The sequence below is a fragment of the Cellulosimicrobium sp. SL-1 genome, from assembly GCF_011033075.1.
Lineage (GTDB): Bacteria > Actinomycetota > Actinomycetes > Actinomycetales > Cellulomonadaceae > Cellulosimicrobium > Cellulosimicrobium funkei.
In genome coordinates, this window is record NZ_JAACJC010000004.1 from 109,188 (window position 1) to 122,275 (window position 13,088).

Sequence of the window (13,088 nt, forward strand, 5' to 3'; positions counted from 1 at the left end):
CCGTGCCGCACGACCGCCCGGATGGCAGGATGCCGGGTATGAGCTTCGTCGTCCGCGTCCTCATCACCGGTCTCGCGATCTGGCTCACGAGCCTGTTCATGGACGAGCACTTCCAGATCGTCGGCTCCGACACGGCCGGCGGCAAGGTCGTGATCGTCCTCGTCGTGGCGCTTCTCTACTCGCTCGTGAACGCGGTGATCAAGCCGATCGTGCAGGTCCTCTCGATCCCGCTCTACATCCTCACGCTGGGGCTGTTCTCGCTCGTCGTCAACGCGCTCATGCTCATGCTCACCGCGTGGATCACCGAGCAGACGGACTGGGGCATCCGCATCATCGGCGGGTTCTGGTGGGCGCTGCTCGCGGCCCTCATCATCGCGGTCATCAACTTCCTCGTCTCGGCCGTCGTGCCGAAGGCCCAGGACCGCTGACCCGAGCGCTCCACCGCGCGCGCCGCCGCTCACCCTCCCGACCGGCCCGCCGGGGGACGGCACCGGGCCGTCACCGCGCATCGTCCTCGCCACCACCCGCCCCGGCGCCCCCGAGCGTGCCCGTGCCGCCGAGCGTGCCGGAGCCGCCCGCCGTCCCGGACGTCCCCGGCGTGCCGAGGGACGGGCCCGGCGTGCCGAGAGACGGGCCCGGCATGCCGAGAGACGGGCCCGGCGCCGTCACGACGCCGTCCGGTGGCTGCCACGGGGGCCACGGCGGCCTCGGCACCGCGAGCTCGCCGACGCAGAACGTCGTCTCGGGGTCCGGGACGAGACGTGCCTCGTAGACGAGCGGGTCCTCCGCCTCCCCGTCGAGCCAGTGCTCCACGTCGGCGAGGTGCTCCTCGAGGCCGCGGTCGCCCACCTCGACCGCGGCGTCGAGCACGTCCTGGTGGTAGCCGACGGAGTGCGGCACGTCGAGCGGCGGCCCGCCGCCGGGCGCGAAGACGGTACCGGTCACCGTCACGCGTTCAGGCGTCGCCGGGTTCGGCTTCCCGTCGAGGCCGGAGACCCCCTCCCCGCTCGTCTCGAGGTGCGTGGCGCGCACGCCGGGCGGGAGGCCGTGCCCCCCGACCGGTGACCCGGCGGTCACGACGTGGCGCACCTGGTAGGTCCCGACCGTCGCCGCCGCGATCGTGGCCGCGACCATGCCGCCCTGGCTGTGCCCGACGAGCACGACGTCGTCCTCGGGCCCGATGCCCGACTGGCCCATCGCGTCGAGCACCGCCCGCACGCTGTCCGCCCGCGCGCGCTGGGACTCGTCGTCGGACATGAGGTCGTAGTTGGACGTCATGTTCCACACCGTCCGGAGGTTGCCGGGCTGGGTGCCCGGGATCGCGACGACCCACGTCGGCGTCCCGCCGTCCTTGACGATGCGCTGGACGCTCAGCACCGAGTCCGTGCTCCCGAGCGCCGCCACGGCGCCGAGTGCGGACCGCGTGTCCGTGGGGGTCGGCAGGTCGTAGGGCGCAGCGTCGACCCGCCGCACCTCCGGGTCGGGCAGGAACCGGTCGCGCAGCGGCTGGACGGACGCCCGCAGCACCGCCGCCGCGTTCCCGACCGTCGGCACGGCGTACCAGGGGCGGTCCGGGTCGAGCATGCCGATCGTGCGACCCAGCGCGCGGACGGTCGCGGGGTGCAGCGCCTCGCCCGTCGTGACGAGCCGACCGAGAGCGGGCCCTCCGTGCAGCAGCGACTGCGCGAGCCCGGCGAGGCCCTGCGCAACGATCATCCCGAGTCCGGCGGCGCCCGCCCCCGCCAGCCCGTAGTGCCGTCCCGCCACGACCAGCGCGGTGTCGGACCACCCGGCGGCGGCCGCGGCGTCCGCGTCGTCGTACACCCGGACCGCCTGGTGCAGCCGCCCGGCGAGCCCGCGCAACCGCTGCTCCTCCTGCCCGGTGAGCAGGGCCGCCGCGTCGAGGTCGTCGAGGAGAGCCGCGCGCGCGGCCCGGACCTCCGCCGACCAGAACGGCGTCGTCGTCAGGTTCGCACCTGCGGCCGACCCGAGCGGCTCGGCCGGGACGAGCCGCCCGGCGTACGCCGTCGGCGTGGCCGTCGTGACCTCCACCGCGTGCCGCGCGTCCCGCAGCGCCCCCGTCGCTCCCGCCAGGAGGTCCGCCCGGGCCGCGAGCACCGCGGCCTGCGCGACGACCCCCGCCGTCTCGACGACCGTCGGCTCCGTCCCGCCACGGATCACGACGGACGGGCCGGGCGGCGACCCGCTCACGAGCCGCCCCCCGTGGCGAGCCCCGCGGCCAGCCCCGCCCGCATGCTCGCGACGTCGGCCTCCGCGAGCACGGTGAGCGCGTCCAGCCGCACGAGGCAGGTCCCGAGCGTCTCGTCGAGCCGGAGCAGGGCTGCCCGACCCTCCGCCGTCGCCCCGTCGTACGCGTGCCGCGCCTGCCCGGCCCACGGGAGGTCGGGGGTCTCGAGGGCGGCGCCGGCGCGCGCGGCGTCGTCGGTCGCCGTGCGGACCTGGTCGCGGGCTCGGGTGATCCCGAAGGGTGCGGCGAGGCACGGCGGTGGTGGCGGGGTCGGCATGGCGGCGACCGTACGGAGCCCCGTCGGCCGACGGCGCGGCAGGTCGCCAGGCTGTGGACCGAACCCTCGCGCCCGGACGCTGGGGACGGCCACGGGCCGCGCGACGGCTCCGTTGCCCGGACTGCGGGCGGCACCGACCGCCGTCGGGCACGCGTGGGAGAATCAGGGGCGTGCCCGAGAACCCTGCCGCAGCCGCCCCTGCCCGCGTGAGCCTCGCCGCGGTGACCCCGCCGATCGCGCTCGGCCCGCTCGACGGCCGCTACCGCGCCGCGGTCGCCCCGCTCGTCGACCACCTCAGCGAGGCAGCGCTCAACCGCGAGCGCATCCACGTCGAGGTCGAGTGGCTCATCACGCTGTGCAACGGCGTCCAGGCGGTCGACGAGAACGCGGTCCGCCCGGTCGTGCCCGGCGCGCCCCAGCTCTCCGACGCCGAGGTCGCCTACCTGCGCCGCATCCCCGCGACGTTCGGTGGCGACGAGATCGCCGAGCTCGCCGCGATCGAGCGCGAGACGGTGCACGACGTCAAGGCGGTCGAGTACTTCGTCAAGCGCCGCCTCGCCGCGGCTCCCGACGCGCTGGGCCCCGACACGGTGCTGCCGGGCGTCGGGGAGCTCGTGCACTTCGCGTGCACGAGCGAGGACGTCAACAACCTGTCCTACGCGCTCATGGTGCGCGGCGCCGTCGAGCACGTGTGGCTGCCCGCCGCGACGGCCCTCGCCGACCAGCTCGCGGACATGGCGCGCGAGCACGCGGACGTGCCGATGCTCTCGCGCACGCACGGCCAGCCCGCGACGCCGACGACGCTCGGCAAGGAGCTCGCCGTCCTCGCGCACCGGCTGCGCCGCCAGCTCCGCCGCGTCGGCGCGGCCGAGTACCTGGGCAAGCTCAACGGCGCGACGGGCACGTACGGCGCGCACACCGTCGCCGTCCCGGGCGTGGACTGGCCGTCGGTCTCGAAGCACTTCGTCGAGGGCCTCGGTCTCACGTGGAACCCGCTGACGACGCAGATCGAGTCGCACGACTGGCAGGCCGAGCTGTACGCGGACGTCGCGCGGTTCAACCGGATCCTCCACAACCTCGCGACCGACGTGTGGACGTACATCTCGCTCGGGTTCTTCACGCAGATCCCCGTGCCGGGCGCGACCGGGTCGTCGACCATGCCGCACAAGGTCAACCCGATCCGGTTCGAGAACGCCGAGGCGAACCTCGAGATCTCGTCCGCGCTCCTCGACACGCTCGGCGCGACGCTCGTGACGTCGCGCCTCCAGCGCGACCTCACGGACTCGACGACGCAGCGCAACGTCGGCCCCGCGTTCGGTCACTCGCTCCTCGCGATCGACAACGTGCGCCGCGGCCTGAAGGCCCTCGCCGCGAACGCCGACCTCATGGCGGCGGACCTCGACGAGAACTGGGAGGTGCTCGGCGAGCCCATCCAGTCGGCCATGCGCGCGGCGTCGGTCGCGGGCGTCCCCGGCATGGAGAACCCGTACGAGCGCCTCAAGGACCTCACGCGCGGCCAGCGCGTCGACGCGGCGCGGCTCCGCGAGTTCGTCGCGGGCCTCGGCCTGCCCGACGACGTCGCACAGCGCCTCGCGGACCTCACCCCCGCGACGTACACGGGCCTCGCCTCCCGCCTGGTCGAGACCTACCTGGACTGACCGGCCGGTGCCGAGCACGGGGTCGGCGACCGAATCCTCGGGATCTCGGTCGCCGGCCCCGTTCTCGTCCGCACCCCGCGTCGTGCTCGACGGCGCCCGGGTCAGACGGCGGTCGGCTCGCCCGGGTGGGGGCCGCCCCGGCCCGGCATCCCACCCGTGGCCGCGAGCTGGGCGCGGTGCGACGCGCGCACCTCGGCGAGCTCGTCGAGGCGGTTGACGACCCAGCGGGTCGCGAGGGTCAGCGCGACCGACAGCCCGACCACGCCCAGCACGTTGCCGAGGTTCACGACCGTCGTGTCGAGCGCGCCGGACCAGAAGACGTCCGACCGGCTCAGGGTCATAGCCAGCAGCACGCCGCCGAGGACGGGAGCGGCCTGCCGCACGGGGCGGACGACCACGAGCAGCGCCACGACACCCAGGCAGCCCAGGCCGATGGCCTGTAGGGAAGGGCTCACCGACATCGACACCCAGACGCGTTCCTGCGAGACCGCCGAGGCACCGCCTCGTGCCGACAGCGCGAGGGTGGCCGCGGTCATCCAGAACGCCACCGCTCCCGCTCGCGCGCCGAAGACGGGCGCCTCCTGCCGTGCCCGCGCGACGAGGGTCAGGAGGAAGGCCACGATGACGACGACCCAGCCGACCGCCTGGAACGCGACGAACGCCCGTTCCGCCGAGACGAGGGCCCCGACGGCCACGACTCCCGCCGTCGCGGCGAGCGCGGCGAGCACGAGCGCCGTCCGCCGCGCTCCCACGGCGACGGCGACGAGCGCGGAGAGCCACGCCAGCCAGGCCGGCGCGAGGGGCACCGCGACCAGCGCCGCCACGGTCGCCAGCAGCACCGGGGAGGAGAGCGACCCGAGCACCTCTCGCGCCGCGTCGTCCGTCACCGCCTGGACGGCGCGCACGAGGTCGTACGCCGCGGGGACCGCGAGCACGGCGGTCAGCACGACCAGCACGACCACCGAGGCCGAGGCGCGCTGGCGCTCCGTCGGGCCCAGCGGTGCGAGCAGCCACTCGCGCGCGGCGGCGCGCAGCAGGTCCCACCGTTCGGCCCGCGTCGGGCGCGACTGCCCGGGCCGCGCGCCGTCGACCAGGTGCCCGAGCATCTCGGCCTCGTGCGCCCGACGGTAGGTGTACGGGAACAGGCGCAGCAGCCGCCGGTAGTCCCGCACGAGGACCGGCGCCACGAGCACCGAGCCGGCGGCGTCCGTGTCGTGGTGGCCGTCGTGGCCGCTCATGCGGGCACCGCCCCGCCGTCGACGACTCCCCCGTCGAGCCTGCGCGCGGGGCGGGCCGGGGTGCGGTCGCGCACCGGGGCGGCCGGGCGGCGTCGGGCACCGAGCCGTTCGAGCGCGCGGCGCGCCTGCGCCTCGGCGCGCTCGGCCTCGGCGGCGAGGCGCGAGCCGCCCTCGGTGGTGAGCCGGTAGTACCGGCGCAGCCGCGAGTCGACGACCTCCTCGTGGTCGACCTCGACGAGCCCGGCGGCGACGAGCCGGTCGATCGCGCCGTAGAGCGTGCCGGCGCGCAGGGTCACGCGCCCGTCGGAGCTGGACTCGACGTCCTGCGCGATGCCGTACCCGTGCAGCGGCCCGGCGGCGAGCGCGGACAGCACGAGGAACGCGGGTTCCTGGAGCGGTTTCGATGCCATGGCGGCGACCATACTCTTGCCGCGAAGGTATGTGCAGGACCCGCACGGCGCGTCGCGGCCCGCCGGGCACAGGCCGGGAGGGTCCACCTGGCGTCCCGCACCGCGCCGGACCCGGGAGCGCCGACGAACCCACTCTCGGCCCCTCCGCCGGGATCGCGTGGCGCAAACCTTCACAGACACGTCGTTCTGTGAAACTATCTGCCACATACTCGACGACCCGGAGGATCAGCAATGACGCTCGACGGCTCCCCCACGTCTCCCGCCCCGGCTCCGGCCGGCGTCGGACGACGACAGTTCCTCACCCTCGCCACGGCGGGCGTCGCGGCGAGCACGCTCACCGTGACGGTCGGCTCGCTCACCCCGGCCGCCGCGCTCACCGCGCCCGGCGCGACCCACGCCGCACCGACCGCGGCCCCGGCACCCCGCAAGCGCGAGCTGCGCGCGATGTGGATCTCGAGCGTCGTGAACATCGACTGGCCGTCGGCGTCCGGGCTCTCGGCGGAGCAGCAGCAGGCCGAGCTCCTCGGCTGGCTCGACGTCGCGCGCGACTTCCGTCTCAACGCCGTGTTCGTCCAGGTCCGCCCGACGGCCGACGCGTTCTGGCCCAGCCCCTACGAGCCGTGGTCGCAGTACCTCACGGGTGTGCAGGGCCGGGACCCCGGCTACGACCCCCTCGCGTTCGTCGTCGAGGAGTGCCACCGGCGCAACCTGGAGATCCACGCCTGGTACAACCCGTACCGCGTGTCGATGCAGGCCGACCCGGCGCGGCTCGTCCCCGAGCACCCCGCGCGGCAGCACCCGGAGTGGGTGTGGGCCTACGGGGGAAAGCTCTACTTCGACCCCGGCCTGCCCGCGGCGCAGGAGCACATCAAGAACGCGATCCTGCACAGCGTCGAGAACTACGACATCGACGGCGTGCACTTCGACGACTACTTCTACCCGTACGCCGTCGCGGGCGAGACGATCCCGGACGCCGCGACCTTCGCGACCCACGGCGCGGGCTTCGACCGGGTCGAGGACTGGCGGCGCCACAACGTCGACACGTTCGTGCAGTCCATCTCGCAGCGCATCAAGCAGGCGAAGCCGTGGGTCAAGTTCGGCATCAGCCCGTTCGGCATCTGGCGCAACGCCTCCACGGACCCGCGCGGCTCGCAGACGGGCGGCTCGCAGTCGTACGACATGCAGTTCGCCGACACGCGCAAGTGGGTCCTCGAGGGCTGGCTCGACTACATCAACCCGCAGATCTACTGGCAGCTGGGGCTCGCCGTCGCGGACTACGCGAAGCTCGTCCCGTGGTGGGCCGACGTCGCCGCACAGTCCGGCACGCACCTGTACATCGGGGAGGCGCTGTACAAGGTGACGTCGGGCGTCTTCACCGACCCGGCCGAGCTGTCGAACCACCTGACGTTCTGCCAGGAGCAGGAGCACCCGGTGCACGGCAACGTCTACTTCTCGGCCAAGCACGTCCCGGCCGACCCGCAGGGCTCGATGACGCGCGTGCGCGACGACCACTACCGGTACCCGGCGCTCGTCCCGGCCATGCCGCACCTCCCGGGCACGAAGGTCCGCACGCCCGTGCTCGCGTGGGCCGGCTGGCGCGACGACGGCGTCCGCGTGCACTGGACCGACGCCGGCGGCCGCCGGTTCGCGGCGACGTCGTTCGCGATCTACCGTGCCGACGGGTGGGTGCAGCACGTGGACACCGAGAACCCGGCGAACCTCGTCGCGACGCAGCGGGCCGAGGGCCGGGTGGTCCAGGACTTCCTCGACCCGACCGCCGTGCGCGGGCGCCGGTACACGTACGCCGTGACCGCGCTCGACCGCGTCTGGAACGAGTCCGCACCGAGCAGGGTCCGCTGGTCGGTGTGACGATCGTCGTGCCGGGCCTCGGCCCGGCACGATCGCCCTTCGCCGGAACTGGGGCCGCGCGAGGGGCAGCCCGACGGCGCGTGGTTCGCTGGGTGCGCCACGCGCCGTCGGGGTTTCCCGGCCCCGCCGTGGGTGCCGGGTGGCACAGTGGGACGCGTGAGCACGCCCGACCTCCGCCCCGCCGACCCCTCGACCGCCGGAGCGTCGGCCCCGCCGTCCGACCTCCCGCCCCTGCGCACCGTCGGGTGGGTGAACGTCCGCGACGGACGCCTGCTCGCGGTGCGGACGACCGGGAAGGACCGCTTCTTCATGCCGGGCGGCAAGGTCGAGCCCGGCGAGACGGACAGCGAGGCGCTGGTGCGCGAGATCCACGAGGAGCTCGGCGTGCGCCTGGACCCGGGGACGGTCCGGCCCGCGTTCGTCGCCGAGGCCCCGGGGCACGGGCTGGGCGGGCGCGTCGTGCGGATGCACTGCCTGTACGCCGAGCCGCTGCCCGGGTCGCCCGAGCCGGCACCGAACGCCGAGATCGCCGAGCTCGCGTGGCTCACGCCCGCTGACGCGGACCGCGTCCCGCCCGCCGGCCGCATCGTCCTCGAACGCCTCGCGGACATCCTCTCGGCCTGACCGCGCGCCCCCAGGCAGGCCGCTCGGACGCGGCATGGGGACCTCGCCCCATGGGCACCCCGAGACGCGGGGGCGCCCGTCCACGTACGCTCCGGAAGCACGATCCGCCGCGACAGAGGGACGACCATGGGGTTCTACGGTGCCGACATCGGCGAGCTGCGCAGGCTCGCGCAGAGCCTGACGACGGCGTCGGAGTCGCTCGAGACGACGCGCGGCGGCCTCCAGTCCACGGTGAGCGGGGCCCGCTGGGCCGGGCCCGACGGCGACGAGCTGCGCGGCCGCTGGACCTCCGAGCTCGGCCCCGCGCTCGCCGCGGCCGCGGCGACGCTGCGCGACGCTGCCGACAAGGTGCGCACGAACGCCGACCAGCAGGAGAGCGCCAGCTCCGACGGCACGGGCGGGGGTGCCGGCGGGGCTGGCGGGTCGGGCGGGTCCGGGTCGGGGTCCGGCGGCTCGGGCTCCGGAGGGTCGGGCGACGGCGGCCCGGGCGAGAGCGGCGACGGCCCCGGCGGCCCGACGGTCTCGGTGAAGGGCAGCCAGAGCGGCGGCTCCGACAACGGCGGCCTCGGGAGCCCCGCGACGGAGGGCACGGACTCGAAGGTCGGCTTCGGCGTCTCCCACGACCCGGACAGCGGCGAGACGACGTACTCCGGCAGCGGGTCGCTCGCCGACTGGTTCAAGACGACCGACGGCTCCAAGGTCTCGTTCGGCGTCAACGGCGGCGCCGAGTACACGGTCGGGGAGAAGTCGGAGGACGGCTTCACCACCTACACGTCGAAGTCGGACGTCTCGATCGGCGTCGAGGGCGGCGTCTCGAAGGGCGGCACGGGCGTCAGCGGGGGGTACACGACCGGCGTCACGTCCGAGTACACCCTGAAGATGCCCGACGGCACCGACGTCGACCCCGGGTCCGTCAACCCGTTCGACCCGCGGAGCATGCCGGTCGGCTCGTCCGTGACGATGGACGGCGGGAGCTACTCCAAGACCGAGCTCGACGCCGCGTTCCGGCACATCGCGCTGGAGTCGTCCGTCAAGGACTCCGAGGGCGTGAGCAGCCTCATCGAGCGCACGGGCGACGACACCGTCCGCGTCACCGCGGGCCCGACGGAGGCGATCGCGAACCATGCGGGCCTCGGCCTCGACTTCGACGCGGTCAAGGTCATGCTCGGCAACACGACGTCGCTCGACGGCGCGTCCCTGCGCAGCGCCGAGTTCGACCTGTCCACGCCCGAGGGCCAGGCCGCCTACGACACCTACCTCGTCACCGGCGAGATCCCCGGCGACCCGTCGACCGGGATCTCCGGCACGACGACCATCGAGCGCGTCAACTACGACTCGACGTCGACCGTCGGCTTCGACACGCCCGTCGGCGGGGCCGAGTGGCAGCTCGGCCAGAACACGGGCTCGCTCGTCGCGACGACCTACCCCGACGGCAGCACCGAGCAGCTCATGACCGCGACGTACGGCGACCGGGGCGACTTCCGCCTGTCGCAGTCGTTCGACGCGTCCGGCACGGAGGACCTGTCGGCGCGCACGTACTCGTTCGACGTCACGGCCGACGACATGTCGTCGCAGTACTTCAACACGCGCGACTTCTCCGGCTTCTCGCCGTCCGGCGAGGTGTCACCCGGCCAGCAGGTGACGATGACGCTCACCGAGTCGCAGATGAACCGCCTCGCCGACAGCGTGCGGACCGCCGTCGAGAACGACGCCCTCGGCATGCAGACGCGGGCGATCGTCACCGACTACGACATGAAGCCGCTCTCGGACCCGTACCAGCTCGCCACGAGCCTCGCCCGGGCGGCCGACTCCGACCTGGACCTCGTCATGATGATCAGCGAGATCAACGCCGCGGGCGACGGCTCGGTCACGGACCGGTCCGCCGCCCGGTTCCCCGGCACGGTGACGCTGGGGAACTGACGCCGCGCCCCCGGAGGGGCGCGGCGCGGAGATCGGCTCAGCGGGGCTTCTGCGCCGAGAGGTACGCGGTGGAGACGAAGCCCGTCCTGCCCCCGGCGGTCACCTTGAGCCACCCCTTCGAGGCGGTGCCCACGTGCGTCACCACGGTGCCGCGCCCGAGCCGCGCGACGACCTTGGACGAGGTCGACGCCGACGCCCGCAGGTTGAGGCTCGAGGCGGTGACGTACGACGTCCCGGCCTGGGGCGTCGCCGGGGCAGGGGTCGGCGTCGCGGGCGCCGACGGGGCGCCCGTCGAGGTGTACTGGGCGGAAACCCAGCCGGTCCGGCCGTTCGCGGTGACCTTGAGCCAGCCGCCCGACGTGGTCGCGACGGAGAGCGTCGTGCCCTTCGGGAGCCGTGCGACCACGGCCGAGGCCGTCGTCGCCGACGCCCGGAGGTTGAGCGACGCGGCCGTGACGTACCGGGTCGCCTGCTGAGGTGCCGACGGCTGGGGCGCCGGGGGCTGGGATGCGGGCGGCTGGGGTGCCGGGGGTGTGCCGATCGGCGCGGGCCTGGTCGGCCCGATGCTCGCCGCAGGGACCCAGCCCGTCGCCTGCCCCGACGTGACCCGGCGCCACGAACCGCTCTCGTCCCCGGGGGCGCCGACGACGGTCGCCCCGTGCGGGATCCGGGCGACGACGGCGGAGCCGGTCGCCGCCCCGGCCCGGAGGTCGACGACGGCGTTCGTGTAGTAGGTGCACGACGTCGCGGTCGACCTGGCGGCCACCCGTGTCGCGTCGCGCCCGAGGTCGACGCCCTGGCCCGTGAGGTAGGCGAGCGGGTCGGTGTGCGACGCGCCCGATCCGTAGGTGCCGTTCCAGACCTCGAGGTGCAGGTGGGGGGACGTGGACAAGCCGCTGGACCCGACGTCGGCGATGCGCTGCCCGGCCTTGACCGTCTGCCCGGCCTTGACGTACTTGTCGCCGTCGATGACGTGCCCGTACACGCTCGAGACCGTCCTCCCGCCGATGGTGTGCCGCAGGACGACCCACTGCCCGAACCCGGTGACGCTGCCCGCGCGCAGGACGGTGCCGTCGGCGATGGCGTTGATCCGGGTGCCGGAGGCCGCGCCGAGGTCCTGCCCGAGGTGCCACGCCGACGCACCGGCGACGGGCATGCAGCGCGGGCCGTAGTAGGAGGAGACCGAGTAGGTGCGCGCGCCCAGCGGCGCCACGACGGCGCCCGCCGCGCTCGCGCTCGGAGCGACGAGCAGACCGCCGAGCCCCGTGGCGAGCGCCGTCGCCATCGCCACGCCCGACCAGCGCCTCGCGTTCCGAACCATCTGCTGCCCCCTGAAGAGATCCGACATGCCCGGCGTGTCGGGTTGACACGCCTCAGGAACGCTAAGTCCCGTCCGCGCGGACCGCCAGATGGACGACCGTCCAACAGCGCCCGAGGCTCGACGACGCGGGGCGTACCGTCGTGCCATGACCGACGGGACGGGACACGCGGACGACCTCCTCGCCGCGACGCTGCCCGTGCTGGGCCTCGCGCTCGCGTCGGTCGCGGCCGTGCGCGACGCCGCGGCGCGGGCGGGCGGGTTCGACCCCGGACCGGCCCCGGACCCCGAGCGCGTCGCGGCGGCGTTCGCGAGCGACCGGCTGCTGCGGGTCGACGGCGCTCCGGTGGACGGGTTCGCGCCGCTGTCCGGCTTCTTCCGCGCGGCGGACGGCTGGGTCCGCACGCACGCGAACTACCCGCACCACCGCGCGCGGCTGCTCGCGCTCCTCGACCTGCCCGCCACGGTCGCGGACCACCCGTCCCGGGACGACGTCGCGACGGCGCTCGCCGCGCGGTCGGCGCAGGAGGTCGAGGACCTCGCGGCCTCGGTCGGCGCGGTCGCCGTGCGCGTGCGCTCCGCGGACGAGTGGCGCGCGTCCGTGCCGGGCCGGGCCGCGGCGTCGGGCCCTCCCGTGCGGACCGCGGTGCGCGACGACGCCGCTCCCCCGCGCCCGCTCGCCCCCGGCCCCCGACCGCTCGCCGGCCTCCGGGTCCTGGATCTCACCCGCGTCATCGCCGGGCCCGTCGCGACCCGGACGCTCGCGCTGCTCGGCGCGGACGTCCTGCGCGTCGACCCGCCGGGCCTGCCCGAGATCGAGGTCCAGCACCTCGACACGGGGCAGGGCAAGCGGTCCGCGCTGCTCGACCTCGCGACCCCCGACGGCCGGGCCCGGGCCCAGGAGCTGCTCGACGCCGCCGACGTGCTCGTGACGGGCTACCGCCCGGGCGCGGTCGAGGCGTTCGGCCTGCGCCTGCCGGGCGGCGCGGTGCGCGCGCGCGTCAGCGCATGGGGCGACGACGGCCCGTGGGCCCGCCGCCGCGGCTTCGACTCGATCGTGCAGGCGGCCAGCGGGATCGCGCTCGTGGAGGGCACCCGGGACGGGACCGTGGGCGACGCCTCGACGTCCGCGCCCGGCGCCCTGCCCGCCCAGGCGCTCGACCACGCGACGGGCTACCTCCTGGCCGCGGCCGTCGTGGACGCCCTCGCCGACCGCGCGGCCGACGGCCGCGGGCGCGACGTGGACGGCGCGCTCGCCCGCACCGCGCACGCGCTGCTCGCCGCGCCCGGGCGCGACCCCGCGCACGGGCCGCCGCGGACGCCGGGGGCGCGGTGCGTCGTCGGGCACCGGGTGCGCCTCGACGGCCGGGACGTCGAGGCGACGACGACGCGGCCCGCGCTCGACCGCCTCGCGGGCGAGCCCGTCGACGACTACCCCGCGCCGGCCCGGCCGTGGGGTGCGGACGCGCCGCGGTGGGCGACCCCGCCCGGCGCGCGCGGAGCCGACGGCTGAGCTGCTCTCCGGG

At 75.3% G+C, this 13,088-nt stretch carries 11 protein-coding genes; 6 read left to right on the forward strand and 5 right to left on the reverse strand.

The genetic code is table 11. The annotated features are described in order from the left end of the window. Positions 1 to 38 precede the first annotated feature (38 nt). Positions 39 to 428 (forward strand): phage holin family protein, encoded by a 390-nt coding sequence (locus tag GWJ10_RS07205; RefSeq protein WP_021483630.1) that lies wholly within the window; start codon positions 39 to 41, stop codon positions 426 to 428. Between the two features lie 70 nt (positions 429 to 498). Here the strand turns inward: GWJ10_RS07205 and GWJ10_RS07210 are convergent, their stop codons facing one another. Together GWJ10_RS07210 and GWJ10_RS07215 are read right to left on the reverse strand one after the other, a co-directional pair. Further along, positions 499 to 2,211 carry a lipase family protein gene (locus GWJ10_RS07210; RefSeq protein ID WP_163186492.1) on the reverse strand — a complete coding sequence of 571 codons (1,713 nt, stop codon included), beginning with the start codon at positions 2,209 to 2,211 and terminating at the stop codon, positions 499 to 501. Further along, on the reverse strand, positions 2,208 to 2,525 hold the full coding sequence (locus GWJ10_RS07215; RefSeq protein WP_163186494.1) for a hypothetical protein: 318 nt from the start codon (positions 2,523 to 2,525) through the stop codon (positions 2,208 to 2,210). The genes GWJ10_RS07210 and GWJ10_RS07215 overlap by 4 nt, the downstream gene beginning before the upstream one ends. Before the next feature lie 170 nt (positions 2,526 to 2,695). Here GWJ10_RS07215 and purB point away from each other — a divergent pair, with 170 nt between their 5' ends. Then, on the forward strand, positions 2,696 to 4,183 hold the full coding sequence (purB, locus tag GWJ10_RS07220) for an adenylosuccinate lyase (RefSeq protein ID WP_163186496.1): 1,488 nt from the start codon (positions 2,696 to 2,698) through the stop codon (positions 4,181 to 4,183). A gap of 101 nt (positions 4,184 to 4,284) precedes the next feature. Here the strand turns inward: purB and GWJ10_RS07225 are convergent, their stop codons facing one another. Beyond that, complete coding sequence (locus GWJ10_RS07225) at positions 4,285 to 5,421, reverse strand: hypothetical protein (protein ID WP_163186498.1); 1,137 nt, start codon at positions 5,419 to 5,421, stop codon at positions 4,285 to 4,287. Beyond that, on the reverse strand, positions 5,418 to 5,831 hold the full coding sequence (locus GWJ10_RS07230; protein WP_163186500.1) for a PadR family transcriptional regulator: 414 nt from the start codon (positions 5,829 to 5,831) through the stop codon (positions 5,418 to 5,420). The genes GWJ10_RS07225 and GWJ10_RS07230 overlap by 4 nt, the downstream gene beginning before the upstream one ends. Positions 5,832 to 6,062: 231 nt before the next feature. Here GWJ10_RS07230 and GWJ10_RS07235 point away from each other — a divergent pair, with 231 nt between their 5' ends. The 3 genes from GWJ10_RS07235 (at position 6,063) to GWJ10_RS07245 (ending at position 10,244) form a co-directional block, all read left to right on the forward strand. Then, the gene (locus GWJ10_RS07235; protein ID WP_163186502.1) at positions 6,063 to 7,700 is read left to right on the forward strand and encodes a family 10 glycosylhydrolase; all 1,638 of its coding nucleotides are present in this window, start codon (positions 6,063 to 6,065) and stop codon (positions 7,698 to 7,700) included. A 156-nt stretch (positions 7,701 to 7,856) separates the two neighbouring features. Beyond that, positions 7,857 to 8,324 (forward strand): NUDIX domain-containing protein, encoded by a 468-nt coding sequence (locus GWJ10_RS07240; protein WP_206158364.1) that lies wholly within the window; start codon positions 7,857 to 7,859, stop codon positions 8,322 to 8,324. A gap of 126 nt (positions 8,325 to 8,450) precedes the next feature. Then, positions 8,451 to 10,244 carry a hypothetical protein gene (locus tag GWJ10_RS07245; RefSeq protein WP_163186504.1) on the forward strand — a complete coding sequence of 598 codons (1,794 nt, stop codon included), beginning with the start codon at positions 8,451 to 8,453 and terminating at the stop codon, positions 10,242 to 10,244. A gap of 37 nt (positions 10,245 to 10,281) precedes the next feature. Here the strand turns inward: GWJ10_RS07245 and GWJ10_RS07250 are convergent, their stop codons facing one another. Further along, complete coding sequence (locus GWJ10_RS07250; protein ID WP_163186506.1) at positions 10,282 to 11,565, reverse strand: SH3 domain-containing protein; 1,284 nt, start codon at positions 11,563 to 11,565, stop codon at positions 10,282 to 10,284. Between the two features lie 145 nt (positions 11,566 to 11,710). On the opposite strand from GWJ10_RS07250, the gene GWJ10_RS07255 reads away from it, so the two are divergent. Then, positions 11,711 to 13,075 carry a CoA transferase gene (locus GWJ10_RS07255; RefSeq protein ID WP_163186508.1) on the forward strand — a complete coding sequence of 455 codons (1,365 nt, stop codon included), beginning with the start codon at positions 11,711 to 11,713 and terminating at the stop codon, positions 13,073 to 13,075. The last annotated feature ends 13 nt before the right edge of the window (positions 13,076 to 13,088 follow it).